The sequence below is a fragment of the Marinobacter sp. F4218 genome (assembly GCF_019443085.1).
GTDB classification, from domain to species: domain Bacteria; phylum Pseudomonadota; class Gammaproteobacteria; order Pseudomonadales; family Oleiphilaceae; genus Marinobacter; species Marinobacter albus.
In genome coordinates this window covers 381,256-408,004 of record NZ_JAHZIL010000003.1, presented here as the reverse complement: position 1 = coordinate 408,004, position 26,749 = coordinate 381,256, and the positions used below count along the sequence as shown (strand labels likewise).

The window sequence follows — 26,749 nt, the reverse complement described above, 5'->3', positions numbered from 1 at the left end:
AGTGTCTGATCCGAGCATATTGATAACCGGCGGCTCTGGGTTTATCGGCAGAGCGTTGGCACGACGTCTGGTCGACTCGGGTAGGCATCGGGTCCGAGCGTCTTGCCGGTCCGGCCGTCCGGCCCCCGTTTCGCACGAGATTGTTGAATCGCCAGATCTTTCGCAGGAGGCCAATTGGCGTAGAGCTCTGGATGGCGTGGACGCCGTCATTCACACTGCCGGCCGTGCACACGAAGTACGCAGTTCTACGACCAACCAACTGGCTGAGTATCGCCAGGTAAACGCTCTGGGAACATTGGCCCTCGCTCGGCAGGCTGCGGAATCCGGCGTTCGGCGATTCGTCTTTCTCAGTACGGTTAAGGTCAATGGAGAATTTTCGATTCCAGGACAGCCGTTTAAGCCTTCTGATACCCCCGCGCCCACCGACCCTTATGGAATTTCCAAGTTCGAGGCCGAGGAGGGGCTTCGTGACCTCGCTTCTCGAACGGATATGGAGGTCGTCATTATTCGTCCGGTACTCGTTTACGGGCCGGGTGTGCAGGCTAACTTCCGATCCATGATGCTCTGGTTGAAGCGCGGCTTTCCGTTGCCCTTGGGAGGCATTCGGAACAAGAGAAGCATATTGTTCGTCGACAACCTGGTAGACCTGGTTACTGTTTGTCTGGATCATCCCGACGCGGCCGGGCGTATTTTTCTCGTTAGTGATGGCGAAGATCTTTCCACGCCCCAAATGTTGCGCAAGCTCGGAAGTGCCCTTGGCAAGCCTGCCCGCCTGATACCGGTGCCTGAGGGGGTTTTGATACAGACCATGGCGCTTTTGGGGCGAGGAGCCATGGCCAACAGGCTTTGCAGTTCTTTGCAGGTTGATATCTCAGATACCGCCAAGGTGCTCGGATGGCGGCCACCGGTAAATCTTGACGACGCATTACAAACGACCTCGTCCGATTTTCTGGCGCATTTATGAACCTGTTTGTTTCTGTAGTCATTCACGAATGGGACGTTGGAACGCTTGAGCCTGCTTTGAGAGCACTTTCCGATGGCCTTGATGCAGCAGCCGAGGTAGGCGAGCTTGAGTCTGCCGAGTTGTGGCTTTCCTATAACGGACCAGCAGCGCTTGACGTCGCCGCAGCGGAATACTTGCTTCAGGCCGTTTCTACCTGGCCCACACACCTGCTCTCGAACCAGCCCAACTACGGCTACGGTGGCACCAATAACAAGGTGCTAAGGGATCATATCTTTGCTGAACGGCGGGACGCATGCGCCGAGAGCGCAATACTTGTCCTGAACCCGGATGTTGTCGTAGAGCGGTTGGCGATTACGGAAGCCCTTCGCCGATTAAAGCAGGATCCCCTTTGTGGGTTAGTTTGCCCTCGAATTCTTGACTGGACGGGCCATTCGGATACGTTTGGCCACAAACGGTACCCCTCGCTTTCAGTTCTTGCCGCGCGCTTGGTATCTCCTCTGATGAAACTGCCTGCTGTGCACTCGCTGAACCTGCGCTACGAATACCGCGATTTGCCTCTGGATCAACTGCAGGATGACATCGCCCTCTGCAGTGGCTGTTTTATGATGGCCCGTTTCCAATACTGGTTCAATCTGGATGGGTTTGAGGATGAGTTCTTCATGTATTTTGAAGACTTTGATCTGGCGGCGAGAGGAAGAGAACAGGGGTGGCATAACGTTTATGACCCTGCTGTCCGTATCCGACACGCTGGGGGCGGAGCGGGGCGGAAGAGTTGGCAGCACCGTCTCTGGTTTATTCGGTCTGCCATGAAGTTTTTCCATCGCCATGGCTGGAGAATTTGGCGGGTTTAGCCGTTTTTAACCTTTGTCGCCGGTTTGTGACATAGCTCCGATGTTCTGGGATAATCCCGCCGTTCAAATGCAGCTAAGCATTCAGTTTGTTTCGATTTCATGAAGGGAGGAGCCCGTCTGATGATCCTGGTTACCGGTAGCGATGGGCAGGTTGGTTATGAATTGCTCAGAGCCTTGGCGCCTTATGGACGGGTGACGGGGCTTACCAGAGCCGATGGTGACCTTTCGAATGCCGCAACTGTTGGGGCGTTGTTGGACAAGTACCAGCCGCGCTGCATTGTGAATGCGGCCGCTTATACGGCAGTCGATCAGGCCGAGTCTGATCCGACAGCGGCAGAGGCGCTTAATTCGCGGTTGCCGAGCCAGTTGGCGGCCTGGGCCAAGGCCAATGATGCCTCCCTGATTCATTACTCCACCGATTACGTTTATGACGGTAGTGGTTCTCGTCCCTGGAAAGAGGATGATCCGGTTGGGCCGCTGTCGGTTTATGGCAAGACCAAGCTGGCCGGAGATCAGGCAATAATTGACGCAGACATCGGCGCTGTAATCTTCAGAACATCCTGGGTTTACGGCGCTCGTGGCCGGAATTTCATGCTTACCATGCTCAAGCTTGCTCAGGAACGCGATGAACTGAACGTTGTCGCCGATCAATGGGGTACACCGACTCCGGCTTGGCTGATTGCGCAGGTGACCAGCGTGGCCGTGCGTGAAAACCTGCGGGAAAAAGGTTCATTCAAGGGCCTCTATCACCTGACTTGTAGAGGCGATACCAACTGGTGTGATTTTGCACGAACAATCATGACCGATGCTCGAGCTTTGGGGGTGGCGCTTAAGATTTCGCTCGAACGCGTCAAGCCGATTCCGACCATGGAATATCCGGCACCGGCGCCGCGTCCTTTGAATTCTCGCCTCGATGTGGCCCGTCTTGAACAGGCGCTTGGACTGGAGTTGCCGCACTGGGAAGAGGCGTTGCAGCTCACCGTTCGGGACTGGACTGAGTATGGTCGTCGCTCCTAGATAAGAGTGCCGCGTTATAAATTACAAAAGGTTGCAAGGCAAATCATGAAAGTTACAAAGACATCCCTCGATGGGGTACTGATCCTGGAGCCACCCGTGTTTGGCGACGAGCGCGGCTGGTTTACCGAAAGTTTCAATCATCAGAAATTTGCCGATGCGGTTGGTCGGGAAGTTGTGTTCGTTCAGGATAATCACTCCTGTTCGGCTCGGGGTGTACTGCGTGGCATTCACTTCCAGACTGGAGAAGCTGCGCAGGGCAAACTGGTGCGTGTGACCGCCGGCGAGATCTATGACATCGCCGTTGACCTGCGCAAGAGCTCGCCGACATTCGGGCAGTGGACCGGCGTGGTTTTGAGCGCTGGGAACAAGAAGCAGCTATGGGTACCAGCCGGCTTTGGCCATGCTTTCCTGGTGACCAGCGAAGCGGCGGAAGTTCAGTATAAGGTAGATGCTTATTGGTCCCCGGATCATGAGAGGAGCTTGCGGTGGGACGATGCTGAGGTTGGGGTTATCTGGCCCGAAGCCGGGGAGTTTCAGTTGTCTGGTAAGGATGCTGAGGCGCCGACATTGGATGATTTGAAGCAGGCTGGGGATCTCTTTGACTGATCAATCTCAACATCCCGTTAGGAAAAAATGCGTTATTGTGGTTCTGGGCATGCATCGCAGCGGAACCAGCGCGATAACACGTGGTTTGCAGGCGCTCGGTGCTGATCTGGGCCCCGAACTCATGGCGGGTATCAAAGGGGATAATGAAAAAGGGTTCTGGGAAGATCTTGGTTGCTATCGGATCAATGAACGGATTCTTGAGAGGCTGGATTCTGCCTGGGATGCCTTAGGTGAGGTGCCGGAACACGCTTTGACCGGGGAAGAGCTTGCTAAAGAGTACGACGATGCTGTTGCCCTACTAAGAGATCGACTGGCAAATACCGATGTTTTTGCCTTCAAGGATCCAAGAACCGTCAATCTCTTGCCCTTCTGGCAGAAAGTTTTTGCCGAGCTTGATCTGGATGACAGATATCTCATTACACTGCGAAATCCTCGCAGTGTGGCCGATTCTCTTGCCAGACGGAATGAATTCGCACGTGAGAAATCCTTTTGCCTCTGGATGAAGCATTCCTGCAATGCGCTTCTCTATGGCACTGCTCGGCCATTCGTTGTGGTGGATTATGACCGATTTATGGAGAGCCCGGCTCGCGAGCTTAGTAGGATGGCAGAGCCGTTGGGCCTTGCGGCACCAGATCTTGAGAGTGCAGAGTACCAGGAGTACGTCAGTGAGTTTCTTTCGACGGATTTGCGTCATAGCAAATACGCTGAGGCCCTAGGAGACGGGGATGTAGTCCCGCCATTTGTTGCAGATCTTTATGGGGTGCTGCTGGATGTGGCGTCAGGCTGTACCAAAAGTAAAACCGGCAAGACTCTTAATGAACGATGTCAGCAGCTGCGTGAGAGATTTACACAGTATGCTCCGGTGATGGGCTACGTCGATCGGCTGGAAAGGGCGGAAATAGCCGGGCTTCGTGAGTCGGACCGGTTACGACGCGAGCTCAATACCGAGATTCAGGCAAAAGCACAGCTCGAAGCTAAGACCAGCGAACTTCGCAAAGAGGTTGAAGAATTAGATGTTCGCCGGAAGCACCTCTATTCCAGACTCTATTTTTTCGACCGTTCCGGGCTAGGACGGATATTTGCTTTGGTGGAATGGGTGTACCGTTTGTTGCGACTTCGACCCAGCTCGAAAAGTTTCTATGGCCAGATTATAGAAGACAGCCGGGAGTTCATTGCCAGCGACGTAACTTCCGCGTTGGAATTCGCGGATGTTGAACCAGGACGGCTAAGGATGATCGCCCGGATCCTCCGTTACTTCATTCGGCACCCTTATTCCAGCCTTCGGCTGGTGAGCGTCTATCGGATCAAGAAGCTGTTGCAAACGGTATTTCTGGCCGATTCGTCCACGGCTCGCGCCTGGGTAAGCGCACGTTTCCCGGCTGGTTATTCGGCAAGCCGGAAGCCCGAAATCTTTCCGCCGGAAACTATGCCTGAACAGATGGAGCTCACCTTCCCGCAAATCGGTAATCCTGAAGTCTCAATCGTTATTCCCGTCTACAACCAGTACCAAACGACGCTGTCATGTTTGAAGGCGGTACTCGAACATACGGGCGAAGTGAATTACGAGGTGATTGTTGCCGATGACTGCTCAACGGATATCACAAGTTCCATTGAGAATCGCATTCACAACATCCGGGTGGTGCGAGGCGAGGAAAACTTCGGTTTTCTCGGCAACTGTAATAACGCGGTAGCCCATGCCCGTGGCAAGTATATGGTGCTATTGAACAACGATACCAATGTGCAGAAAGGCTGGCTGAGTGCACTGGTGAGTACCATGAAGGCTGACTCCAAAGCCGGGATTGTTGGCCCCAAATTGTTGTTTGAGAATGGGGTGCTGCAGGAAGCCGGTGGCATTGTGTGGAACGATGCATCCGGCTGGAACTATGGCAGGGGCCAGTCCCCGGATCAGCCCGAGTTCAATTATGTGCGGGAAACGGACTATATATCCGGGGCCTGCATCCTGTTTGAAAAGCAGGTCTGGGATGAGCTTGGTGGCTTCGATGAACGGTTCAAACCTGCCTATTACGAAGACACGGATCTGGCCTTTCAAATGCGCGCCCGTGGCCTCAAGGTACTCTTCCAGCCAGAGTCTGAGGTGGTTCACTTTGAGGGCGTGAGTAATGGCACCGACGTTGGCAGTGGCATCAAGAAGCACCAGGCCATCAACCAAGAGGTGTTCCGGGAGAAGTGGCAGGATGTGCTTGAGAAAGAGCATTTTCCCAACGCCCAGAACGTCTTCCAGGCCAGGGAACGCTCGGCCGCCAAGCGTACCGTGGTGTTTGTTGATCATTACGTCCCCTTCTATGACAAGGATGCCGGCTCACGGTCAACATATCTGTATGTTAAGTCCATGGTCGACGCGGGGCTGAACGTCAAGTTCGTGCCTGCCAATTTCTTCCCCCATCAGCCCTATACCCGGAGCCTTCAACAACTTGGGGTCGAGGTTTTGTTAGGGGAGAAGTATGCACGCAGTTGGAAAACCTGGTTTAGTGACAATGCCCAATACATCGACGTGATATACCTGCACAGGCCGCATATCACAGAAGATTTTGTCGATCACATGACCACACTGAAGCCGAAACCGAAGCTGATCTACTTCGGTCACGATTTGCATTACCTCCGCACAGCTCGCGAGGCTGAGCTGAAAGGTGATAAGGCCGTCATTTCGGACGCGGAGGACTGGAAGAAGCGCGAGCTGGCGATCTTTAAGAAGGTCGATAAGGTTTATTATCCGTCTGAAGTTGAGGTGGCTGAGGTCAAACGGGTGTCCCCGGCGACTGACGTATCCGCAATCCCGCTTTACTTGCTTAATACTCCTGATCTCAGCAGATACCATCACCAGGACCGCCACGGATTGCTGTTTGTAGGCGGATTCGGCCACCCTCCCAACAGCGATGGGGTGCACTGGTTTTTGAGCGAAGTAATGCCGTCTCTGGTAAAGGAGATTCCGGATATTTGCTTGCATGTGGTTGGATCCTCGGTACCTGATAGCATCAAGGACCTCGCAAATGACCATGTGAAAATTTACGGTTTTCTGTCGGATGAGGACCTGACCGAACTGTATCAGCAGGTCCGGGTTTGCGTGGTGCCTTTGCGGTTTGGTGCCGGTGTTAAAGGAAAAATCCTGGAAGCATTGCAGGCGGGAGTGCCCATATCCACCACAAGTATTGGCGCTGAAGGCCTGCCTGACGCTGCTGAAGTTATGGCGATTGCGGATGAGCCACGAGAAATGACTCGCCAGCTACTTACGCTCTATAACGAGCCTGAGGAATGTGCAAGGTTCCTGAGCAAATATCAGGAGTATATTGAACAGAACTTCGGTCAGGCAAAAGTCCAGGAAGTCATCACTGCCGATTTCCTTAATTGATTCAAACTGAGAACAGATAGTTTATGCGTTACGTAATTACTCACGGTCATATCTTCAAGAATGCCGGAACCACTTTTGACTATGCTCTTGAGAAAGCATTCGGCAAGGACTTTTGCGACCATCGGGATGATAAGGACATGCGTCAGGGTGGGGCGGAATACCTGAAGCAGTTTATTCTGGATAACCCCAATCTCAAGGCGATATCCAGTCATCATTTGTGTAATCCGCTGCCTGAATCGGATGAATTTAAGTGTATTCCGGTTTATTTTGTTCGCAATCCTATCGACAGGGTGCTCTCTGTTTACAATTTTGAGCGGAAGCAGAAACGAGGCTCGAAAGGGGCGGAGATGGCCTCCAAGCTGTCTCTGGAGGACTATGTTCGGTGGCGCATGACGCCCGAGGCACCCAAGGTAATTTTTGATTATCAAACGGCGTATATCGGACGAACTCGGAACCTGCACGCACATGAGGCTGTGAACATGCGAATTTTCCAGCGTGCTCTCGATATCGTGGTCAACGAGAAGGCTCTGATTGGAACGGTTGAACGTTTTGACGAAAGTTTCAGTTATATCTCGCAAAGCCTATCAAAATATTTCCCGGGGGTTGAATTTACCTTTCAAAAGAAAAACGTAACTAACCAGGCACCTACTGAAGAAAAGCTCCGGCAGGCGCTAGACCAACTTCGACCGGTATTAGCAGAAGTTGTGTCAGGTAATGCTTATGATATGGCCCTGTATGAAGTGGTGAATGAAAAGCTTAATTCCTTGACAATCTGACATTTGATAGAAAATTTAGCAATATCTCGAGATATTTATGAAGGAAAAGATAAAAATTGTGGTTGTAGGGAACTGCCAAGCAAGACCTCTTGCGAAAATTCTTGAATCCCTGAATCCGAGAATAGATGTCACAACGACTGCAATTGTTCATTTGCTAAAAAACGAAAATTTCGAAGAGTATCAGCCAGCCTTTGACGAAGCTGACCTGATTGTTTCTCAGTTGGTTTTCGACTCATATCCGTGTGAATTCGTGCGTACGAGTGTCCTGAAAGAGCGTTATGGTAAAAAAGTTCTTTCCATCGTAAACTTGTATTTCACTGGTTATACGCCCGACTGGTTTTATATCCGAATACCAGGTAAAGGGCCATTAAAAGGCCCTATGGGGGATTATCACAATCGTACTATTTTTGATGCGTGGCAATCTGGTAAATCGATATCGGAAGCGAGCTCAAGGATTTTGAGTGAAGAGTACAATCAAAAATATGTTTCCGAACCGAGTCACTCTCTAGATTTACTTCGTGAACGTGAGGAAATAGTGGACGTTAAAATTACCGACGTTATTGATAAGTACCAAACGAAGAAGCGTTTGTTCTTTACATTTAACCACCCTTCAATGTTTCTTATAAGGCGTTACGCCAAAAGAATATTAGCTGCCGCCAATATTAGTGAGAAATGGAAATTCTTTCCGGCGAGGGATCGTGAAGCACTAGACCAATTTGTACCACTGGCGAATCCCGCTACAGGACTGCCCGACGGAGACTTTACAACCTTTAAGGGAGTGGAATATTTCTTTAAAGATGATTTCGTGGCTATTAGAAATAAAAGAAAAGAATACAATGCCTCCGAGCTGGTATCCTGCTTTTACGACATATACGAAACACTCGATTCCACGCTCAACCTAAGTGGTAAAGGTAATTAGGCTTGCTAAGTTCGCTTCAAACCCTATGAATTTTTTTGGAAATAGAAGATGCGTCCAGTTTGTCAGAAGCTGTGTCGTCGATAGTGAATAAGTTGTCGACCTCTTCGAAAGTCCAACCCAACTCCTTCATTAGTTTTTTCTTATAGGATCTTTCGAATTTTGGAATGAAGCTTGTGTCTTCGATGAAACTTTCGTTTAATTTTTCAATAGATTTACCAAAGACAGTCTCCACTCTTCGCGTAGCCTCGGAAAAATCCGTATTGATATCTCGTGAGTTTACCAGTCGGAAAATTTCAGCTTCGGCGGGACCGATTCCCTTATTATAACGTTCTCTGAGAGTTCCGTTCAGCTTTATTCCTATCCTGTTCACGAAGTCAACAGTTACGTCGTTAAGCGAGTCAACGTTTAAAAAGCTAACATTGTTTTTCAAAACTGAGTTTAGGCTAGAAGCTACTCTATAGTAGTTGAACAAGCCCATTTTGTAGGCGTCATAGAATGATCTAAAATCTTTTTCATTTCCGCGCCGTAGGCAAAACTCTCGATAATAACTTCGAATAAATTTATAATAATTTTTTAAATAAATAACTCCCGCCACTTTAATGTCGTTGGACCGTAAAGCTGCGACAAGGAAATCAAGTTTAGGTTTTGTTGTTGGGCGGGACCAAGCTTCCTCAGAAAGGACATATGTAGTGAATTCAGTATTACGAATATACTGAGCCAGAGAAAGACAATTTTTCTGCCATTGCTCTCCGTATACTAACTTATGATGTCTGATTCCCACGTCTGGCTCTGTCAGAAGCAAGCCTTCAAGTGGGAATTCGATACTCTTTGAATGAAGTTGTTGCCTATTATTGTATAGCCAATTCTGGATGCTGCTTGTTCCAGTTTTGTAAGAGCCTAGGTGAATGACAACCGTCTTTTTCATTTTTAGAGCTTCCTGACCACTTTGTCCAGCCTTTGAACTAGATTTAAAGCTTCTTTAAGCCTCTCTTGATTCGTAATCCCAATCAGTTGCTTGATATCGGTAGAGGATATGTCTGGGGTCCTCGGCAGATAGATGACTTGAACAACCTCGGAAAGGTCGTCGAAATAACCTGCCCAGTCGTCTCCCATGGCAAAAATATCTGCGCCCTCTCTCAAGATATCCTCACGTTTTTGCTCCCAGGTGTTCTCAGGAAAGACCTTGTCTACATATCGGCATGCCTCAAGAATCTCTTTACGCTGCTCATAAGGGTACACCGTGCGCTTGTCTTTGATTCTGTTGAATGAATCTGTTGAACAACCAACAATCAGCCTGTCGCCCAGATCGCGTAAGCGGTTCAAAAGCTTAACGTGCCCTGAATGGAAAAGGTCAAATGTGCCATACGTGATAACTGTTTTCATTTCTTAAGCTCGTTTCACTCGTTTTGCCTAAAGAAGATATCGGGCGTTTTCCAAGTCTTCCCATACCGGTATTCTAGAAAAGCTTCGATATCGTTCGGTACGTTAAGTGATCTGTCTTGGTAGGTCCATCGGAGAATCGGAAGAATCGCGTCTTTAGGCACGGCCTCGTATTTGACGTTCTGCATAGGCAAGTCGACGTTTTGACCGTCGTTGTAGCCGAGAAAAAGATCGACATGGACTGCATGGTCCTTATCGAAAATCTGGAGGAACGGGTAATAATTTTGCTCATTTACCCCTGCGATTTTCACGCGAAAACCTTTTTCTTGGATGGCCCTGACCAAGGTCTTCAAATGAGTTTCCAGGAGATGGTCTTTGTTTTGACAGATCTCATTTTTAAAAATAAATAAAAGATCAATGTCGTCATCGTGCTCAATGAAATCGCCATCTCTGTAGAGTCCAAGGAGTGTACCATAGCAAACAATTGTTTCTCCAAGTCCTGTTTGAGCAGTACTAGATACGAGTCTTTCAATGGTATCGAGTAATAATCGTTTGGGCCACGATCTCAATGATCGGGAGACCATGTGAGGTCCGATAACTAGAGGGTAACCGAAATGGATGTTACCAAATTTTTTCAGCTTGGTTTTTGCAATATTCCGATCACTTTCGCTGCTAGCTTGAATTACTTTAAAGGCAGCCCGGCTTGCCTCTTTGGAGCGAGGGTCTATCGCGGCTATATAGAGGTTAAGTATCGCGAAGTTCAGAGTGTTATGTTCTGATGAAAAATAACAGAAAGCAGATAGCTCCCTAAATAAATAAAGTAAGAGGGTAATATTGAATTCTGTTTTGAATGACAACTTATCAACGACATAGGTAATGTACTTATTAATTTCCCTGGCTGAGGGGTTGCAGAAGAATTCATCACCAAAATCACCTAAGAAAAGCTTTTTCTGTTCGTTGGTGACTTCTAAGGATTCGCCGAGTGCGACATCTCGTATGTTTTTAAGCAAATGATTGCGGGCTTTATCTTTAATCTCGGTATCCGAAAAATCCAACGAAAAGCGCGTTTCATCTGTTTTACTAGAGAACTCGATCGCAAGATTTTGTGCTCTTTCCCAGAGTCCATCGCGGCGATTTTCAACTTTAATTCCATCGATTTTTATTGAGGTTCGAAAGCTGATTTTCAGGCGAGGGTTAGTCTCAAATTTTGTGGAGAAAAATGCAGTTCTTTTATCAAGCCAGGCATCAATGCCAAAGTTCGTTCGGTCTTGATTCGTGGAGCTCAAGAAAGCCTCCTTAATCGGTAAATCAGATACATTTACCCATTCTCCCCCCGTCTTTACTGAAATCTTGGACAGGTGAAGGTAGTTTGGCTTTGTGAGTGAAATAGCTAATTCATCGAAATTAGCATTAAGGGGCAATTCTAATCGAAAGATTCCATAGCCAAATGGCGGGTCGGCCGGCCTATGTTTCCGTGTGGAACAATTTAGAAGCCTTATGCGGTGTAGTGCCTTAAGAATTATATTCATCAATCTAGTGCGCGTAAGTGTGTTTGGAACGGATCTTTTCGTTATCCAGGCATTCGAGAATGGAGGGTATTAAATTCAAAGCGCTTCTGTATTGTTGCTGAGCGAAGTGCTTCTCCAATTGAGACACTAAGGATATTAACAATAATAGACTGTCCTCTGATGGCTTTTCACCCAACGAAGAGGCAGGCTGATTCAATTCTTCTCCAGTCTCTCCCGATTCGGCAAGGGAGAGTCCGGTCCCATAAGGTTCAATACTCCAGTCAGCCCAGTGAAAGCTGAGGATATCTCCGTCATTTGAGCAGATTAATTGTTCCTTTTTCGGCTCGCTAACAATTGACATTCTTTGTTGCGATATTAAATTTTTCAGTTTTGTTAATTGCGACGACAGTAGCTTAACTTTTAATTTCTCATGGTCTTCTGCGACCAATTCTAGTCGATCGAAAAGTTCTGAGTTCAGGCGTAAAGGAAGTAGCGGAAGTGATTTCCTGTAGCGACGCTCCAAAGTCAGAGGCGGCTTGACAGTAGCGAGCTTCTTTTTGAATTGTGCCTGCCAGTAACGAGGGTTAGTTTGCGAACCTTGATCTGTGTCCGTGATATCAAACACATGGCAATGAAATCCTCTTACCATAGTAGCGGCCAACAGTGGGACTGAGGGCAATTCACATGGCTTGTCTACTAGTAGTGTCGCCTCGTGCAGAGCTTTTCTGGCCAGTTTTTTGTTGAAGATTTTGATCAGAAATGCTTTACGGGAATCTTTAAGGTTCACTTTCATGCAGATGATATTTTTTAAACCGGACTGTATCCATTTGTAAGACCCTATCTGCACTTTGTCAGATCCGGATGAAAGGGATATAACTTCAGGTAACCAAATCGCTGAATTTTCAGGTTTTAGCAATCCCCAGAAAGGTGTTTCGTTTACATTGGGCGGAGGCGCAATCGGTTCGTGTTCAAGAAAAATTGAACTGATTTTATGCTTCTGATCATAGAGTTGGTCGATAAAGCGGAATGAGTTGATCAACTTAGCAAAGGACTGGCGAGTGATGATTAAAGAAAGCAGCGCGAACAATAGATTTGGGGGGCTAAAAAAAAGGTAATCTGAGACGATAAATGCAAACGAAATCAGAAATCCTAACCCTGGAAGTTTGTTAAGAGCATTGAGCTTTGAACGCTTTTTTTCAATGTCGTCCGCTCTTTTAAATTGGGCAGAAATAAAAAAGGCTGTGATGCCCATAGAAACGGAGAGGTTCACGAATGCGAGCTCTGGATAGATGTAAAAAACTGCCATCAAAGCAAGGGTGAAAAAACTGAGTTGCGATGCTATCTCGAGTGATTTTTGGTACGCAGTCTCCGCAATTCCGTTTTGATTCTCGAATAGGGGAACTTTGTCGATACTCGAGAGAATTTTGAGCGTAGCAGCCTTGAGCGCCGATCTGGATGTTTTTTGAGCGACGATATTCACGCCGTAAAAAGATACAGCGAGTAGGCTCAGCGCCATAATGAGATTTTGTTTATTGAATTGCGAAAAGTAGTCGGGTAAAAATCCGGGAAGACCAGCAGTGCCCATGAGCATAACGATCTTTAGGGGCAACAAAAAGGACGCAAGCAACGTGAATTGTGTCACGAGATTTAACAGGTACACGGACGTCGTAAGGATTGGCGTTTTCGCCAAGAATCTGCCGCCCAGTCGTGCGAGCCATAACTGATCTGTAGTGTTGGCAGGGGTCATGGTTAGGACTGAGAACCGTTGGTCGCCAGGAGGGGGTGAGGGAGATGTTTTCTCATAGGTTTCTGGTAGTTGAATAATTGACATTGAGCTGAAGAAAAACAAGAAATCGATAAGCTTCCGATTGATTTCCTGGAGAATGCGCTTTGCAATATTTACGGCGACGGTCCCGTAGATGCTAATCTAAAGCGTTTTACACGGCGACTGAGTCTATCACTGTTGTGGACTTTGACGAAGAGGTCTTTCGCTCAGGTTGCGGACTTTCCGTCGTTCGGCTTGGCAGTTTCACTATCTAACAGGCTCTGGAAGCGTCTGTGGGTAAGTGTCAGATACGTCGAGGGTTTGAAGGTCCAGCTTAGCGTCCTCAAACTTTTGGATTTGGTCATTCTTGGTATCTTCAGGCCGAGAACACACATTTTGAGTTGTAGCACGGTGATGCAAGAGATGCACGTCAACGCAGCGTGAACGGGTAATGGGCCTCGCAAAAAAGCGGGCCGAGCTAATGTGCCTGATGAAATAATGACTCTCTCGCTTTTAGCTAATGTAGCCAAGCGTTCGCTTTAGTTACGATGCAGTGCCCGGGGCTCAGGGAGGGGCTTGGGTGGAAAAAATCTGTCAGGGTCAGATTGCTCTCCAATTTGTGCAGTCCCAATCTAGCAAACGTTCAATCTCAGCGATTTCATTTTGAAAAATGCTGAAAAGCAGTTCTCTCTCTTCTTGAGACATTACGCTCTGATAGTCGATTCTATGAACTTCTTTTGGGTGGACGGTTGGAAGAGGGGCCAAGCCTAAGAAATCCGTTACTTTTCTGAGTGTGTGATTCGGACTGGTTTTAAGTTCCTCGTGGCGGAGGATCAACGTGTTTTCCTTTGAGAAGTAATGCCATAGTCGTTTTAACTGATAAGAATAGAAGCCTCTGTCAGTATATGAGTAAACGCGATGCTGGTTTGGCAAGACCTCTCTGGAGCGCTCATTCTCGTGGATAATTGCGGACTTGAAAGAAACACACTCTTTACCGCGTGCTGTTTCCATATTCCAATGTGAGTATGCTCTATCTATTGGATTCCGCAGGGTCAGTATGATCTTCATATCCGGGTTGTACTCCCAGATCCTTCTTGGTGCCGGCTCCCAATACATGTATATGGGCGTGGATTCTCCAATGGTGGTGTGATCTTTCGTGGGGCTGAAAGCTGCATGGTAGGTTTTATAGTTTGCTGCGCCGTTAGCGAAAGCGGCCTCATTGTCGAAAAAATGTACCTCTTTTCGGTTTGCCATGCAGATTTGCGGATGCTCCCTTAGATAGGCATCAAGAGCAGACGTTCCGCCTTTCTGTGTACCGGCCACGAGGAAATTAACTAACATGCAAACAACTCTCCCGTACTCTGAGCATTTGGGGATTCTTTTCTGATATATTGCTGCCCGAACTAATCTTATGCATTTTCAAGGGACTTCGTTTTGAGCAACAACATCGTCTGGCACAACCACAAAGTAACCCGCGCCGAGCGATCAGACCCCAAAAATCAACGGCCATGCCTTCTTTGGTTCACAGGGCTGAGCGGTTCGGGGAAGTCTACCATCGCCAATGCACTTGATGTAGCGCTCTATCGGCGGGGGTATCATACCTTCCTGCTGGATGGTGACAATGTTCGTCATGGCCTGAATCGGGATCTGGGGTTCTCCGATGCGGATCGCGTCGAGAATATTCGTCGGATCGGTGAGGTGAGCAAGCTATTTGCCGATGCGGGCCTGATTGTTTTGAGTGCGTTTATTTCTCCGTTCACAAGCGATCGGCGATTGGTCAGAAATCTTTTTCCGGCCGGTGAGTTCGTTGAGGTATTCATGGATACCCCGATCGAGACCTGCGAAGAGCGGGACCCGAAAGGGCTTTACCGGAAAGCGCGCGCAGGGGAGATTCGGCACTTCACGGGGATCGACTCGCCCTACGAGGCCCCCCAAAGCCCTGAGGTTGTCCTCGATACCTCGTCACAAAGCGTGGATGAGTGCGTGGAACAACTTATCCAGTACCTTCAGGATCGAAATCTGATTCTCGAACGTCCAAGGTAAGGAGCTCCAGGTGGAGTGGGATGCTATTTTCACCCTCGGCACTTTGGGGGCAGTGCTTTGCACCCTGGTATTTACGCGTGTATCTGCGGATTTGACCTTGATGGCCGCACTCGCCGTGCTGGTGATCTCCGGGGTTCTGTCGCCCGGCTCGGCACTGTCGGGCTTTGGAAACCCGGGCGTCATTACCATTGCCACGTTGTACATCGTTGCTGCCGGTCTGAAAGAAACCGGTGCCGTACAATGGATTGCTCGCAAATTATTGGGTCACCCGGCCTCCGTGAGAGGCGCTCAGTTACGCATGGTAGCGCCCACCGGAGTGCTGAGTGCGTTCATGAACAACACCGCTGTCGTAGCGATGTTTATCCCAGCCATTCAGGACTGGGCCCGACGGTTACAGATTCCTGCCTCGAAGCTTCTCCTTCCTTTAAGTTATGCGGCAATCCTTGGCGGTACCTGCACATTGATTGGCACCAGTACCAACTTGGTAGTGGATGGCATGCTGCAGAGCCGCCTCGGTATCAGTCTTGGATTGTTTGAACTGGCATGGGTCGGCGTGCCTTTATTGTTGACCGGTGGCCTTTTCCTCGTGCTGTTTGGGGCCAGGTTACTGCCAGATAGAGGCGGGCTCAAAGAAGAGTTGGAAGCAGTCCGCGAATATGGCGTTGAAGTTGAGGTAGTAAGCCCCGGTCCGCTCGTTGGTAAAACCATTGCTGAGGCGGGCCTGAGGGCTCTCACCTACGGCTATCTGACCGAAATCGACAGGAAGGGGCGGTTAATCACTGCCGTGGAACCGGACCGTACTTTGCAGCCAGGCGACAAACTCTACTTTGTGGGTGCTCCGGAGTGCGCCAGTGAGCTCCGCCGCATTCATGGTTTGCGGCCGGCCAATGCCAGTGTCCATAAGCTGGATATTGCTAATCACCAGCGCTGTCTGGTGGAAGTGGTATTGGGGCCAGAGTTCCCGGCACTTGGGAAGACGGTGCGGGATAGTCGTTTCCGTTCCCGTTTCAGTGCCGTGATTCTTTCGGTGTCCCGTGAGGGCCGACGGGTGGCTGGCAAGCTTGGTGATATCCAGTTCAAGATGGGCGATACGCTCCTGCTGGAGGCAAGTCATGAGTTTGCGGAACAGTACAGGTTCCGTCGGGATTTTTTGCTGGTCAGTGCGCTGAATGACTCCACGCCTCCCGATTTTCACAAGGCACCATTGGCGCTTTGCATACTGCTGGGTATGGTGCTGGTTAGTGCCAGCGGATTGCTGAGCATTATGGAAGCTGCTTTCATTGCCGCCGGCGCGATGATTGTTTTCCGGTGTATCACTGCCAGTCGTGCCAGGCGAAGTGTTGATTTGCCAGTGCTTGTTGTGATCGGAGCGTCGTTTGCGCTGGGTAATGCCATGTCAGAGACCGGCGCTGCATCAGTAATAGCGGGTGCGCTTCTGGGTGATGGCGACGGTTACTCTCCCTGGATGGCGCTGGTCGTCGTGTATGTACTGACAGCGGTGTTTACCGAGGTAATCACCAACAATGCTGCTGCAGTCTTGATGTTCCCGATAGCGCTGGCCTTGTCCGAGCATCTGGGGGTCAGCTTCTTGCCCTTCGCGGTGGCAGTCATGTTTGCTGCCTCTGCAAGTTTTATTACACCGCTTGGCTATCAGACAAACTTGATGGTCTATGGCCCAGGGCGCTACCGCTTCTCGGATTACATGCGAGTCGGTTTACCGCTTAGTCTTCTCGTCGGCCTGATCGCCGTATTCCTTATTCCGGTTTTCTGGCCACTTTGAATATTTCCGGTTCTTGAGCGAGCGGGGCGGCTCGGGAAGATCTCGCCCCTTTTTTCTTTTATCATCGGCCAGAGGTAATGCTTCTACGCGGGTGCCTGATCCAAAACAACTGAACTGAGGCGATTCATTATCCATGTTTAACAACAGCTCTATCCTTGTCACTGGCGGCACTGGCTCGTTCGGCCACACCTTTGTGCCCATGCTCCTTGAGAAATTCAATCCGAGGCGCGTTATCATTTTTTCCAGGGACGAGATGAAGCAGTGGGAGATGGCAAAGAAATTCACCGGCGATCATCGCGTTCGTTTTTTTATTGGCGACGTTCGCGACAAGGACCGGCTATACCGCGCTCTCGATGGCGTTGATTATGTGGTGCACGCCGCCGCGACAAAGATTGTCCCGACGGCAGAATACAACCCGTTCGAGTGCATCAAGACCAACATCAATGGTGCGATGAACCTCATTGATGCCTGTATCGATAAGGGCGTTAAGCGCGTTGTGGCACTCTCCACCGACAAGGCAAGCAGCCCCATCAATCTATACGGTGCGACCAAACTCGCCTCGGATAAGCTGTTTGTTTCCGGTAATTCTTACGCGGGCAGCCATGAGACCCGCTTTTCCGTGGTGCGGTACGGGAATGTGATGGGCTCCCGGGGTTCGGTCATTCCTTTCTTCATGTCGCTCAGGGATAAAGGTGTTCTGCCTGTTACCGATGAGCGAATGACGCGCTTCATGATTTCGCTCGAAGACGGCGTTGAGCTGGTCTGGCATGCGTTTGAGGACATGGAAGGCGGCGAGATCTACGTGAAGAAAATCCCCTCGATGAAAGTAACGGACCTGGCCCGGGTGGTCGCACCCGATGCGGAGCAGGAGATTGTTGGCATCCGCCCCGGCGAAAAACTCCACGAACAGATGATTGGTGCCGAAGACGCCTACTATACCTACGAGTATCCGGAACATTTCAAGATCTTACCGGCGATCCACGATTGGAGTTCGGATGCGAACCGGATCAAGGACGGCAAAAGAGTCCCGGAAGGGTTTATCTACTCCAGTGACAATAATTCTGAGTGGATGTCCGAAGGGGAGTTGCAGGCCTGGATCGATTCGAACCGAGAAAAGATCGGGAGCCTGTGATCCATGATTCCCTACGGTCGGCAGGAGATTACCCAGCAGGATGTCGATGCCGTTGTTGAGGTGTTGCAATCTGACTTCCTGACTCAGGGGCCGAAAGTCCCGGCCTTTGAGAAGAAAGTAGCGGAACACGTCGGCGCCCGCTTCGGTGTGGCGGTGAACAGCGCTACGTCCGCACTGCATATCGCGTGTGCTGCGCTGGGGTTGTCGGAAGGGGACTGGCTTTGGACGTCGCCCGTGACGTTTGTGGCATCCGCCAATTGCGGTCTTTACTGCGGAGCCAGGGTGGATTTTGTCGATATTGACCCCGCAACATACAACCTCTGCCCCCAGGCACTGGAGAAAAAGCTCAAGCGCGCGGAGGCGGAAGGTAAATTACCGAAGATAGTTGTAGCAGTTCATCTCTGTGGACAGCCGTGTGACATGGCGGCGATCAAGACGCTGGCCGATCGCTACGGTTTTAGAGTGATTGAAGACGCGTCCCACGCCATTGGCGGGAAATATAGGGGCGAGTTCGTCGGGAACGGTCGCTACAGCGATATCACAGTTTTCAGCTTCCATCCGGTCAAGATAGTGACAACCGCAGAAGGCGGCATGGCCGTGACCAACGACCCGGAGCTTGCCGCTGATATGGAGCTGTTGCGAAGCCATGGGATCACCCGGGATCCGAGCCGAATGACGCACGAACCGGATGGGCCGTGGTACTACCAGCAGGTCGATCTGGGGTTCAATTACCGGATGACCGAGCTCCAGGCAGCGCTTGGAGTGAGCCAGATGGATCGGCTCGACAGTTTTGTTGCGCAACGTCACGAGTTGGCAAAACGCTATGACAACCTTCTTGCCGATCTTCCGCTGACGGTACCTTTTCAGCATCCAGACAGCTATTCGGGGCTCCACCTGTACGTTGTGCGCCTGCATCTCACTGGCGCCGGTCCTTCTCATCGGCAAGTCTTTGAATCCATGAGAGAGCAGGGGATCGGTGTCAATTTGCACTACATTCCAGTGCATACGCAGCCCTATTATGCAGCCATGGGATTTTCGCCGGAGGACTTTCCAGAAGCCATGCGTTACTACCGGGAAGCAATCAGTCTTCCCATGTTCCACGGCCTGACGTTTGAACAGCAGGACACCGTGGTTGCTGCATTAACGAAGGCGATCACTGCATGAAGGTCGCGATAATACCAGCGCGCGGAGGTAGTAAGCGCATACCTCGAAAGAACATCCGCCAGTTTTGCGGAAAGCCCATGATTGCCTGGTCCATTGACGCCGCAAGGCGAAGTGGTTGTTTCGATCGGATCATCGTTTCAACAGACGACGATGAAATCGCAGACGTCGCACGAGAGTATGGTGCGGAAGTTCCGTTTCAGAGGCCGGAGCGACTGTCTGACGATCATGCCGGCACGATTCCCGTGATTCGACACGCAGTTTCCTGGTTGCTGGACAGCGGTTTCCCCGTGGATTATGCGTGCTGCATCTATGCCACCGCGCCGTTCCTGGCATCGGAAGACCTTCAGCAGGGTGAACGGAGATTACGTGAATCCCGGTGCAGCTTTGCCTTTTCGGTGACAAGTTATGCCTTCCCCATCCAGCGGGCGTTGCGATTGAAGCAAGGCGGCCGGGTGGAAATGTTCTACCCCGAGCAGTTTGCAACGCGCTCCCAGGATCTGGAGGAGGCGTGGCACGATGCTGGTCAGTTCTACTGGGGAACGGCGGATGCGTGGATTGAGGAACGCGTTATCTTCAATGCGGACTCCGTAGCCGTGCCGGTTCCTCGATATCGGGTTCAGGATGTGGATACCCCGGAGGATTGGGCGTCCGCGGAGTATATGTTTGAAGCGTTGAAAGCCCGAAATAACCATGGTTGATAACTTGCGGGTCGTTTTCAGAGTTGATGCTTCCCTGGAAATCGGTTCCGGCCATGTGATGAGGTGTCTGACGTTGGCCGCCGCTCTTGCTGAGAAGGGCGCTCAATGTACCTTTGTGATGCGCGAGTTGCCCGGCAGTCTGGCAGTCATGGTGGGTGGCAGAGGTCACGAGGTAAGGATGCTGCCGGAACGCGAAGCCCCGAATAGCGAATCGCTTCCCGGCCATGCAGGCTGGCTTCGGACGGACTGGGAAACCGATGCTGCCGACACCATCGCCGAAATCCGGGATGCTCGGCCCGACTGGTTGGTCGTCGACCACTACGCCCTTGATGCCAGGTGGGAGCAGGCTCTTGCCGACAGTGCAGAGTCGTTGTTGGTGATTGATGATCTCGCCGATCGACCCCACGTGTGCGATGTTTTACTGGATCAGAATCTCGGGCGAAGTCAGAGCGATTACGACGGTTTGCTGCCCACGGACGCGGGGCAACTGATAGGGCCCAGATACGCCTTGTTGCGACCTGAATTTGCCCAGAAGCGCGCCCGCAGTCTTGCGCGACGGCGGTCCGGGGACGTTAAAACTATCCTGGTGAGCATGGGCGGCGTAGATAGCGAGAATGTAACCGGCGATGTACTGCGGGCACTGGATTCAGTTGAGGAGCTGGCATCCTGTCACGTTACCGTGGTGATGGGTGGCGGCTCTCCCCATGCTGAGGAAATTTCGGGGCTGGTACAGAGGATGCGCCTGCGCGCCCGGGTGATGGTAAATGTGGGCGATATGGCATCACTGATGTCTGACGCGGATCTGGCCATTGGTGCCGCCGGGGGGACCGCCTGGGAGCGATGCTGCCTTGGTTTGCCGTCCCTGTTGATCGTGATGGCGGCCAACCAGAAACCCGGAACTGACGCGCTGGATAGAGCGGGAGCAGCCCTTGCTATTGGGGAACGGCGGCATGTATCGAAAACCTTGGCCGGTGCTGTAGGGTCGTTGCTTGATCCGGTTGAGTTACGGGCCATGAGCGATCGAGCCGCCTCTCTGTGTGACGGTGAGGGCGTCAGGCGGGTTGTTGCGCAAATGCTTGGAGAGTCCTAGTGAAGACAGGTGAATTGAGGCCGATGGTTTCCGGGGATCTCGATCGCGTTCTTGCCTGGCGTAATCATCCGGATGTGCGAAGGTATATGTACAGCAGTCATGAGATTGCCCCGGACGAGCACAAGCGCTGGTTTGAGGGCGTTCAGAAGGAGCAAGGAGTCTCGCTGCTGATATACGAGCTCGACGGCATTCCGTGTGGCTTCGTCAATATTTCCGAAACGCGATGGCCGGCAATCGCCGACTGGGGCTTTTATCTGGCACCGGATGCAAGGAGTGGGACAGGGCGCGGACTGGGTCAGGCTGCGCTTGGGCATGCTTTCGGAACCATGAAGTTACACAAGCTCTGTGGCCAGGCCATTGGATTTAACGAGCGCTCGATCAGGTTCCACCGCGCGCTGGGGTTTACACTTGAAGGCACGCTCCGGGACCAGTTCTTCGACGGTGAGCAATACCATGACATTGTCTGTTTCGGGATTCTTGCTTCAGAGTGGCAGAATTCGAATTCGTAACCAGTAGGCATATTTATGACTGAGGCGATGATTACTATCGATGGGCGGGAGATCTCCCGAAATCAGCCCCCGTATATTATTGCGGAACTGTCGGCCAATCATAACGGCAAGCTTGAAACGGCAATGAGGATCATCGAGGAAGCGGTTAAAGCGGGAGCGGACGCCGTTAAGCTGCAAACCTATCGCCCGGACACGATTACACTCGATTCCCAGGCAGAGGGGTTCTGTATCAAAGGTGGCTTATGGGATGGCCGCACGCTTTATGAATTGTATGAAGAAGCGCATATGCCGTGGGAATGGCACAAGCCACTTTTTGATCACGCCCGTAAGCTGGGTATTACTATTTTCAGCTCACCGTTTGATACCACTGCGGTCGATTTACTCGAAGAGCTCGGTGCCCCGGCCTATAAGATTGCTTCATTCGAGGCGGTAGATTTGCCCCTTATTGAATACGTTGCCCGCACCGGGAAGCCGATGATTATTTCCACCGGGATGGCCGATGAGGAGGAAATTCGGGAAGCGGTCGATGCCGCCCGAAATGCTGGCTGCACCCAACTCGCTATCCTTCACTGTGTGAGTGGTTACCCGGCTCCGGCTGAGGACTATAATTTGCGTACCATTGTCGATATGCAGGATCGTTTTGGGTCGGTTACCGGGTTGTCCGACCACACCCTGGATAACACCACAGCTATTGCCAGTGTCGTCCTCGGCGCATCGATTGTAGAAAAGCATTTTACGCTCGACCGGCAGGGAGGGGGCCCGGACGACAGCTTTTCATTGGAGCCTGAAGATCTCGCCGCGTTATGCCGGGATAGTAAAACCGCGTGGAAAGCGTTGGGCCAGATAGATTACGGAAGGAAGTCCAGTGAGCAGGGTAACGCCCAGTTCCGCCGTTCGCTGTATTTTGTTCAGGATATCAAGGCGGGCCAGGTGATCCAGGAGAGTGACATTCGTAGTGTCCGCCCTGGGTATGGTTTAGCCCCCAAGTATCTAAAAGAGGTTGTCGGTAAGGTAGCAACACGAGATATTGAACGAAACTCACCAGTCGCGGAAACGGATTACCAGTAGGAATTGTAATGGCTCCGGTTCTTAGGGTAAGGACGGAAAGCATTGTTCAGGTGTAATCATGGCAAAGGGACTTAAAATGAAGAATATTGCTGTTATTGGTCTGGGTTATGTCGGCCTGCCGCTTGCCGCAGCATTTGGGGAGCAGCGCCCGGTTAAAGGGTTCGACATTAACCGCAAGCGGATTGCTGAGCTCAAGGATGGGGTGGATTTAACTCGCGAAGTTTCACCGGAAGAGCTGCGAGGCGCCTCCAAACTCTCCTTCACCGACTCTCTTGAAGAAATTCGTGAATGCGAGATTTTTATCGTTACGGTTCCTACCCCGATTGATGAATACAAATCCCCGGACTTGAATCCGTTGATTCAGGCAAGTGAGAGCGTCGGCAAAGTTCTCAAGAAAGGCGACATCGTTATTTATGAATCCACGGTATTTCCGGGGGCAACCGAGGAAGTATGTGTACCGATTCTGGAGCGTGAATCCGGACTGATCTTCAATCAGGATTTCTTTGCCGGTTACAGTCCCGAACGTATCAATCCGGGTGATCGGGAACATCGTGTCACAACCATCAAGAAGGTGACGTCCGGCTCCACTCCAGAAATCGCCGAGGAAGTGGATGCACTCTATGCCGGCATTATCACCGCCGGCACCCACAAAGCCAGTTCCATCAAAGTTGCCGAAGCCGCCAAGGTAATTGAAAACACCCAGCGTGATCTGAACATAGCGCTTATGAACGAACTATCGATGATCTTCTCTCGGTTGAAAATCGACACGCACGAGGTGCTTGCCGCTGCGGGAACCAAATGGAATTTTCTGCCTTTCAAGCCGGGGCTTGTCGGCGGGCATTGTATCGGTGTAGATCCCTATTACCTGACCCATAAAGCCCAGGCGATCGGATATCACCCGGAGATAATCCTGGCAGGCCGTCGGGTGAACGATAATATGGGGCCTTACGCTGCCGCCGAGTTAGTTAAGGCAATGATCAAGAAGGGGCATACGGTTGCCAATTCTCGTGTGCTGATCATAGGGTTTGCATTTAAAGAAAACTGTCCTGACTTGCGCAACACCCGGGTTATTGACGTAGTGAAGGAGTTGCAGGATTTCGGTTGTTCTGTGGACATAATGGATTGCTGGGCAGACGCCGGCGAAGCTTTCAACGAATACGGGGTTTCGCTTGTGGATTCTCCGCCCTTCGGCGGTTACGACGCACTGTTACTGGCCGTTCCTCATCGAGAGTATGCTGACAAGACCTCAAGTGACTTGCGTGCTTATTTAAAGAAAACGGGCGTTCTTTTCGATTTGAAGGGCGTGCTACCACTTGGGGAGGCAGATCTGAGGCTCTGACCTTGCCAGGACAAGTCCCAGGTGAAGTTTGGAACCCGGGACTTGTCGAAAGCAGTGTCAGGCTTGGCTAAAGTTCAACCTCCTCAAACAATTCCGGCACTTCAACATCCCACCCAAACCGCTCACAAATCCGTTTCCGCATCACATCACTCGCCAACATCTCCCCATGCGTAACAAATACCTTCTCCGGCTTTAGTTCCCCCTGGCCCAGCCATTCAAGAATCTCGTTGTAATCCCCATGGGCGGAAAGCGAATCCAGATTGAAAACATCCGCTCTAACCGGCCAATACTCACCATGAATCTTCACCGACTCCGCGCCGTTCACCAGTGCGTCCCCGCGCGTACCCGGTGCCTGGAACCCGGCGAACACAATGCTGTTACGCTCGTTGGGCAATAGCGTCTTCAGGTGGTGCAGCACACGTCCTCCACTGGCCATGCCGCTGGCGGAAATAATCACGCAGGGGTAGCGCACCGCATCCAGTGCAATGGATTCCTCGACCGTCCGAACAAACTTGGTGCTGTTATCAATCAGTTCGCACTGCGCCGTGCTGAGCTTGTGCTCTTTGTTGTGTTTGCAGAAAATCTCGGTGGCCTTGATTGCCATCGGGCTATTTAGGAAAACCGGCAACTTTGGAATCTGGCCTTCACCCATAATCTTGTGAATCACGTAGAGCAACATCTGCGCCCGGCCAACCGCAAATGCCGGTATCAGCACGATGCCACCCCGGCCCGCGGTTCGGGTGATAATCTCTGCCAATTCTTTCTCGGGATCGGTCTCTGCGTGCCGACGGTCGCCATAGGTCGACTCGCAGATCAGTACGTCTGCCTCTTTCAGAGGTTCCGGAGCCCGCATGATGACGTCGTTCTGACGGCCTACATCGCCGCTGAATACCACCGTGCGATCACTCTCCTTGTGATGCACATGCACACAGGACGAGCCGAGAATGTGCCCGGCCGGGGTAAAGGTCACCTCCATACCCTTCACTGGCTCAAATGGTTCGTGGTAATGCAGGGATTCGAAATGTTTAAGCGCCTCCCACGCATCCTTTTCCGTAAAGAGAGGCTCTGGTTTCTCGTGTTTCGAAAACTTTTTCCGATAGGCATACTTGGCGTCCTCTTCCTGGAGAAAGCCAGCATCAGGCAGTAACACCTTGCACAAGTCGTGGGTTGCCTTGGTGCAGTAAATTTTTCCTTTAAACCCGTTCTTGACCAGCGCGGGCAGGTAGCCTGAGTGATCGATGTGCGCGTGGGTGAGCACCACGGCATTGATTGTTGAAGGCTTTACCGGAAACTCAGCCCAGTTACGCCGCCGGAGGGTCTTAACGCCCTGGTACATGCCGCAGTCCACGAGTAGGCGGTGTTTCTCGTCGGAAAGCAGGTAGCGGGAGCCGGTGACGGTTCCTGTGGCGCCAAGGAAGCGAAGTTTCATGGTGGCATCCTTCTGATTCAGCATTGAGGGAATGTTACTATCGCTCAGAATAGTTCATATCATTTTGATCTGAAGCAGGAAGCGAAAAGCATGCATTACAGCTCGATCCTTGAGGATGTTATACAAGTGGCTGACAAGGCCAGTGAGCGTGTTCTTCATATTTACCAGTCGGATTTCAAGGTGAACTATAAGAGGGATGACTCGCCCATCACCGCGGCCGACATTGCCAGCCACGATGAGATTGTAAAAGGCCTGCGTGGAATCAGCCGGGACATCCCCATACTCTCGGAAGAGGGCGTCGACATTCCGTGGGAAGAACGCAAGCATTGGCGTCGGTTCTGGTTGATTGATCCGGTTGATGGCACCAAGGAATTCACTCAGCGCACGGGCGAGTTCACGGTAAACATTGCGTTGATTGAGGATGGGGAGCCAGTGCTTGGGGTTGTGACCGTCCCGGCGCTTAAGCAAGCCTATTGGGGCGTGAAAGGGCAGGGCGCCCACCGCCGAGATCGGACGGGCCGTATCCAAGAGATTCGCGTCGTGAAACCCAAGTCGGCCAGGCGTGTCGTTGCCAGCAAAAATCACCTGAATTCAGAAACTCGCTCGTTCATTGACCGCCTGGGTGACCATGAGCTCGTGCAGGCTGGCAGTTCCCTGAAGTTTTGTCTTATCGCGGAAGGTCGTGCTGACCTTTACCCCCGGCTGGGCCCGACCAGCGAGTGGGATACCGCAGCGGCTCATGCAGTGCTGACCGCTGCTGGCGGCAGGATCCACACGCTGGATGGCAAGCCGCTTCACTATGGCAAAGAGAATCTACTGAATCCCCATTTCGTTGCAGAGGGTGGCTGATGCATATGAGTTGGTACGCGCTTCAGCACAAACCAGCCCAGGGTGACCGAGCCCTGACGCACCTGGAGAACCAGGGCATTACCTGCTTTTACCCTAAGGTCAGTGTCGAAAAGATTCGGGCAGGTAAACGCGCGAAGAGCCGTGAGCCGCTGTTCCCGGGTTATCTGTTTGTCTCGCTTGAGCAGACGGATCCCATGTGGGCTAAGCTTCGGTCAACCCGTGGCGTTATCCGGGTAGTAGGCTTCGGCAACAGGCCGGCCGCCATTGAGGATGAGATCCTCGAGCACATCAAAACCGGTCTGGATACCGTTGAGGAAAAAGGAGGGATTCGCCCAGGAGAGTCCGTAGAACTGCAGGACGGGCCCTTTGAGGGGCTGAATGCAATTTTCCAGGCCTACGACGGCGAAGAACGGGCCATTGTTCTTATCAGCTTCATGCAACAACGGCAGCGCATCAAGGTTCCGGTCTCTGCCTTAAAGCGCTAAACCGTTAGCT

24 protein-coding genes are annotated in these 26,749 nt (G+C 51.3%); 18 read left to right on the top strand and 6 right to left on the bottom strand.

Going from position 1 to position 26,749, the window contains the following annotated elements; translation table 11 throughout:
- Position 1 precedes the first annotated feature (1 nt).
- The 7 genes from K0B93_RS05765 to K0B93_RS05735 all read left to right on the top strand — a co-directional run bounded on the left by K0B93_RS05765 (position 2) and on the right by K0B93_RS05735 (position 8,500).
- Positions 2–964, top strand: coding sequence for a UDP-glucose 4-epimerase family protein (locus K0B93_RS05765; RefSeq protein WP_219866301.1), 963 nt, complete (start codon positions 2–4; stop codon positions 962–964).
- Positions 961–1,815, top strand: coding sequence for a glycosyltransferase (locus K0B93_RS05760; RefSeq protein WP_219866300.1), 855 nt, complete (start codon positions 961–963; stop codon positions 1,813–1,815). The genes K0B93_RS05765 and K0B93_RS05760 overlap by 4 nt, the downstream gene beginning before the upstream one ends.
- A gap of 117 nt (positions 1,816–1,932) precedes the next feature.
- Entirely contained in the window at positions 1,933–2,832 is a 900-nt protein-coding gene (gene rfbD / locus K0B93_RS05755; protein ID WP_219868038.1) for a dTDP-4-dehydrorhamnose reductase, read from the top strand.
- 45 nt (positions 2,833–2,877) lie between these two features.
- Positions 2,878–3,438, top strand: coding sequence for a dTDP-4-dehydrorhamnose 3,5-epimerase (rfbC, locus tag K0B93_RS05750; protein ID WP_219866299.1), 561 nt, complete (start codon positions 2,878–2,880; stop codon positions 3,436–3,438).
- Positions 3,431–6,805 carry a glycosyltransferase gene (locus K0B93_RS05745; RefSeq protein ID WP_219866298.1) on the top strand — a complete coding sequence of 1,125 codons (3,375 nt, stop codon included), beginning with the start codon at positions 3,431–3,433 and terminating at the stop codon, positions 6,803–6,805. The genes rfbC and K0B93_RS05745 overlap by 8 nt, the downstream gene beginning before the upstream one ends.
- 23 nt (positions 6,806–6,828) lie before the next feature.
- A complete protein-coding gene (locus K0B93_RS05740) occupies positions 6,829–7,581 on the top strand; it encodes a sulfotransferase family 2 domain-containing protein (protein WP_219866297.1) in 753 nt (250 codons plus the stop codon).
- 37 nt (positions 7,582–7,618) lie between these two features.
- On the top strand, positions 7,619–8,500 hold the full coding sequence (locus tag K0B93_RS05735) for a WcbI family polysaccharide biosynthesis putative acetyltransferase (protein WP_219866296.1): 882 nt from the start codon (positions 7,619–7,621) through the stop codon (positions 8,498–8,500).
- A gap of 16 nt (positions 8,501–8,516) precedes the next feature.
- Here K0B93_RS05735 and K0B93_RS05730 read toward each other — a convergent pair whose 3' ends face one another.
- From K0B93_RS05730 to K0B93_RS05710, 5 genes are all read right to left on the bottom strand, one after another.
- Positions 8,517–9,425, bottom strand: coding sequence for a hypothetical protein (locus K0B93_RS05730; RefSeq protein ID WP_219866295.1), 909 nt, complete (start codon positions 9,423–9,425; stop codon positions 8,517–8,519).
- Positions 9,426–9,427: 2 nt separating this feature from the next.
- Positions 9,428–9,883, bottom strand: a complete 456-nt coding sequence (locus tag K0B93_RS05725) for an adenylyltransferase/cytidyltransferase family protein (RefSeq protein WP_219866294.1) — start codon at positions 9,881–9,883, stop codon at positions 9,428–9,430.
- Between the two features lie 14 nt (positions 9,884–9,897).
- Positions 9,898–11,166, bottom strand: coding sequence for a LicD family protein (locus K0B93_RS05720; protein ID WP_219866293.1), 1,269 nt, complete (start codon positions 11,164–11,166; stop codon positions 9,898–9,900).
- Between the two features lie 247 nt (positions 11,167–11,413).
- Positions 11,414–12,973, bottom strand: a complete 1,560-nt coding sequence (locus tag K0B93_RS05715; protein ID WP_219866292.1) for a hypothetical protein — start codon at positions 12,971–12,973, stop codon at positions 11,414–11,416.
- Positions 12,974–13,753: 780 nt separating this feature from the next.
- Complete coding sequence (locus tag K0B93_RS05710; RefSeq protein ID WP_219866291.1) at positions 13,754–14,494, bottom strand: sulfotransferase family protein; 741 nt, start codon at positions 14,492–14,494, stop codon at positions 13,754–13,756.
- A 93-nt stretch (positions 14,495–14,587) separates the two neighbouring features.
- Between K0B93_RS05710 and cysC the strand changes: the two genes are divergently transcribed.
- The 9 genes from cysC to tviB all read left to right on the top strand — a co-directional run bounded on the left by cysC (position 14,588) and on the right by tviB (position 23,976).
- Positions 14,588–15,196: an adenylyl-sulfate kinase gene (gene cysC / locus K0B93_RS05705; RefSeq protein WP_219866290.1), complete on the top strand. Its 609-nt coding sequence runs from the start codon at positions 14,588–14,590 to the stop codon at positions 15,194–15,196.
- Positions 15,197–15,206: 10 nt separating this feature from the next.
- Complete coding sequence (locus K0B93_RS05700) at positions 15,207–16,976, top strand: SLC13 family permease (RefSeq protein ID WP_219866289.1); 1,770 nt, start codon at positions 15,207–15,209, stop codon at positions 16,974–16,976.
- A gap of 133 nt (positions 16,977–17,109) precedes the next feature.
- The gene (gene pseB, locus K0B93_RS05695; RefSeq protein ID WP_219866288.1) at positions 17,110–18,108 is read left to right on the top strand and encodes a UDP-N-acetylglucosamine 4,6-dehydratase (inverting); all 999 of its coding nucleotides are present in this window, start codon (positions 17,110–17,112) and stop codon (positions 18,106–18,108) included.
- A gap of 3 nt (positions 18,109–18,111) precedes the next feature.
- The gene (gene pseC / locus K0B93_RS05690; RefSeq protein ID WP_219866287.1) at positions 18,112–19,272 is read left to right on the top strand and encodes a UDP-4-amino-4,6-dideoxy-N-acetyl-beta-L-altrosamine transaminase; all 1,161 of its coding nucleotides are present in this window, start codon (positions 18,112–18,114) and stop codon (positions 19,270–19,272) included.
- On the top strand, positions 19,269–19,970 hold the full coding sequence (gene pseF, locus K0B93_RS05685) for a pseudaminic acid cytidylyltransferase (RefSeq protein WP_219866286.1): 702 nt from the start codon (positions 19,269–19,271) through the stop codon (positions 19,968–19,970). The genes pseC and pseF overlap by 4 nt, the downstream gene beginning before the upstream one ends.
- Complete coding sequence (gene pseG / locus K0B93_RS05680; protein WP_219866285.1) at positions 19,963–21,060, top strand: UDP-2,4-diacetamido-2,4,6-trideoxy-beta-L-altropyranose hydrolase; 1,098 nt, start codon at positions 19,963–19,965, stop codon at positions 21,058–21,060. The genes pseF and pseG overlap by 8 nt, the downstream gene beginning before the upstream one ends.
- Positions 21,060–21,569 carry a UDP-4-amino-4,6-dideoxy-N-acetyl-beta-L-altrosamine N-acetyltransferase gene (gene pseH, locus K0B93_RS05675; RefSeq protein WP_324124070.1) on the top strand — a complete coding sequence of 170 codons (510 nt, stop codon included), beginning with the start codon at positions 21,060–21,062 and terminating at the stop codon, positions 21,567–21,569. Before pseG ends, pseH begins: the two co-directional genes overlap by 1 nt.
- A 15-nt stretch (positions 21,570–21,584) precedes the next feature.
- Positions 21,585–22,637, top strand: a complete 1,053-nt coding sequence (gene pseI, locus K0B93_RS05670) for a pseudaminic acid synthase (protein WP_219866284.1) — start codon at positions 21,585–21,587, stop codon at positions 22,635–22,637.
- Between the two features lie 76 nt (positions 22,638–22,713).
- A complete protein-coding gene (gene tviB, locus K0B93_RS05665) occupies positions 22,714–23,976 on the top strand; it encodes a Vi polysaccharide biosynthesis UDP-N-acetylglucosamine C-6 dehydrogenase TviB (protein WP_219868036.1) in 1,263 nt (420 codons plus the stop codon).
- 67 nt (positions 23,977–24,043) lie between these two features.
- On the opposite strand, the gene K0B93_RS05660 is transcribed toward tviB, so the two are convergent.
- Positions 24,044–25,405: an MBL fold metallo-hydrolase gene (locus tag K0B93_RS05660; RefSeq protein WP_219866283.1), complete on the bottom strand. Its 1,362-nt coding sequence runs from the start codon at positions 25,403–25,405 to the stop codon at positions 24,044–24,046.
- A gap of 90 nt (positions 25,406–25,495) precedes the next feature.
- Between K0B93_RS05660 and cysQ the strand changes: the two genes are divergently transcribed.
- Entirely contained in the window at positions 25,496–26,254 is a 759-nt protein-coding gene (gene cysQ / locus K0B93_RS05655; protein ID WP_219866282.1) for a 3'(2'),5'-bisphosphate nucleotidase CysQ, read from the top strand.
- A 5-nt stretch (positions 26,255–26,259) separates the two neighbouring features.
- Positions 26,260–26,739 (top strand): transcription/translation regulatory transformer protein RfaH, encoded by a 480-nt coding sequence (rfaH, locus tag K0B93_RS05650; RefSeq protein WP_219868035.1) that lies wholly within the window; start codon positions 26,260–26,262, stop codon positions 26,737–26,739.
- Positions 26,740–26,749 lie beyond the last annotated feature (10 nt).

Bases quoted from the DNA above. Each gene is read 5' to 3' on its own strand.
- pseG (WP_219866285.1), top strand. From the start codon at position 19,963: ATGGTTGATAACTTGCGGGTCGTTTTCAGAGTTGATGCTTCCCTGGAA.
- pseC (WP_219866287.1), top strand. From the start codon at position 18,112: ATGATTCCCTACGGTCGGCAGGAGATTACCCAGCAGGATGTCGATGCC.
- K0B93_RS05760 (WP_219866300.1), top strand. From the start codon at position 961: ATGAACCTGTTTGTTTCTGTAGTCATTCACGAATGGGACGTTGGAACG.
- K0B93_RS05660 (WP_219866283.1), bottom strand. From the start codon at position 25,405: ATGAAACTTCGCTTCCTTGGCGCCACAGGAACCGTCACCGGCTCCCGC.
- pseI (WP_219866284.1), top strand. From the start codon at position 21,585: ATGACTGAGGCGATGATTACTATCGATGGGCGGGAGATCTCCCGAAAT.
- rfbC (WP_219866299.1), top strand. From the start codon at position 2,878: ATGAAAGTTACAAAGACATCCCTCGATGGGGTACTGATCCTGGAGCCA.
- pseF (WP_219866286.1), top strand. From the start codon at position 19,269: ATGAAGGTCGCGATAATACCAGCGCGCGGAGGTAGTAAGCGCATACCT.
- tviB (WP_219868036.1), top strand. From the start codon at position 22,714: ATGAAGAATATTGCTGTTATTGGTCTGGGTTATGTCGGCCTGCCGCTT.
- K0B93_RS05735 (WP_219866296.1), top strand. From the start codon at position 7,619: ATGAAGGAAAAGATAAAAATTGTGGTTGTAGGGAACTGCCAAGCAAGA.
- K0B93_RS05710 (WP_219866291.1), bottom strand. From the start codon at position 14,494: ATGTTAGTTAATTTCCTCGTGGCCGGTACACAGAAAGGCGGAACGTCT.
- rfaH (WP_219868035.1), top strand. From the start codon at position 26,260: ATGAGTTGGTACGCGCTTCAGCACAAACCAGCCCAGGGTGACCGAGCC.
- pseB (WP_219866288.1), top strand. From the start codon at position 17,110: ATGTTTAACAACAGCTCTATCCTTGTCACTGGCGGCACTGGCTCGTTC.
- K0B93_RS05725 (WP_219866294.1), bottom strand. From the start codon at position 9,883: ATGAAAACAGTTATCACGTATGGCACATTTGACCTTTTCCATTCAGGG.
- K0B93_RS05740 (WP_219866297.1), top strand. From the start codon at position 6,829: ATGCGTTACGTAATTACTCACGGTCATATCTTCAAGAATGCCGGAACC.
- K0B93_RS05730 (WP_219866295.1), bottom strand. From the start codon at position 9,425: ATGAAAAAGACGGTTGTCATTCACCTAGGCTCTTACAAAACTGGAACA.
- cysQ (WP_219866282.1), top strand. From the start codon at position 25,496: ATGCATTACAGCTCGATCCTTGAGGATGTTATACAAGTGGCTGACAAG.
- K0B93_RS05715 (WP_219866292.1), bottom strand. From the start codon at position 12,973: ATGGGCACTGCTGGTCTTCCCGGATTTTTACCCGACTACTTTTCGCAA.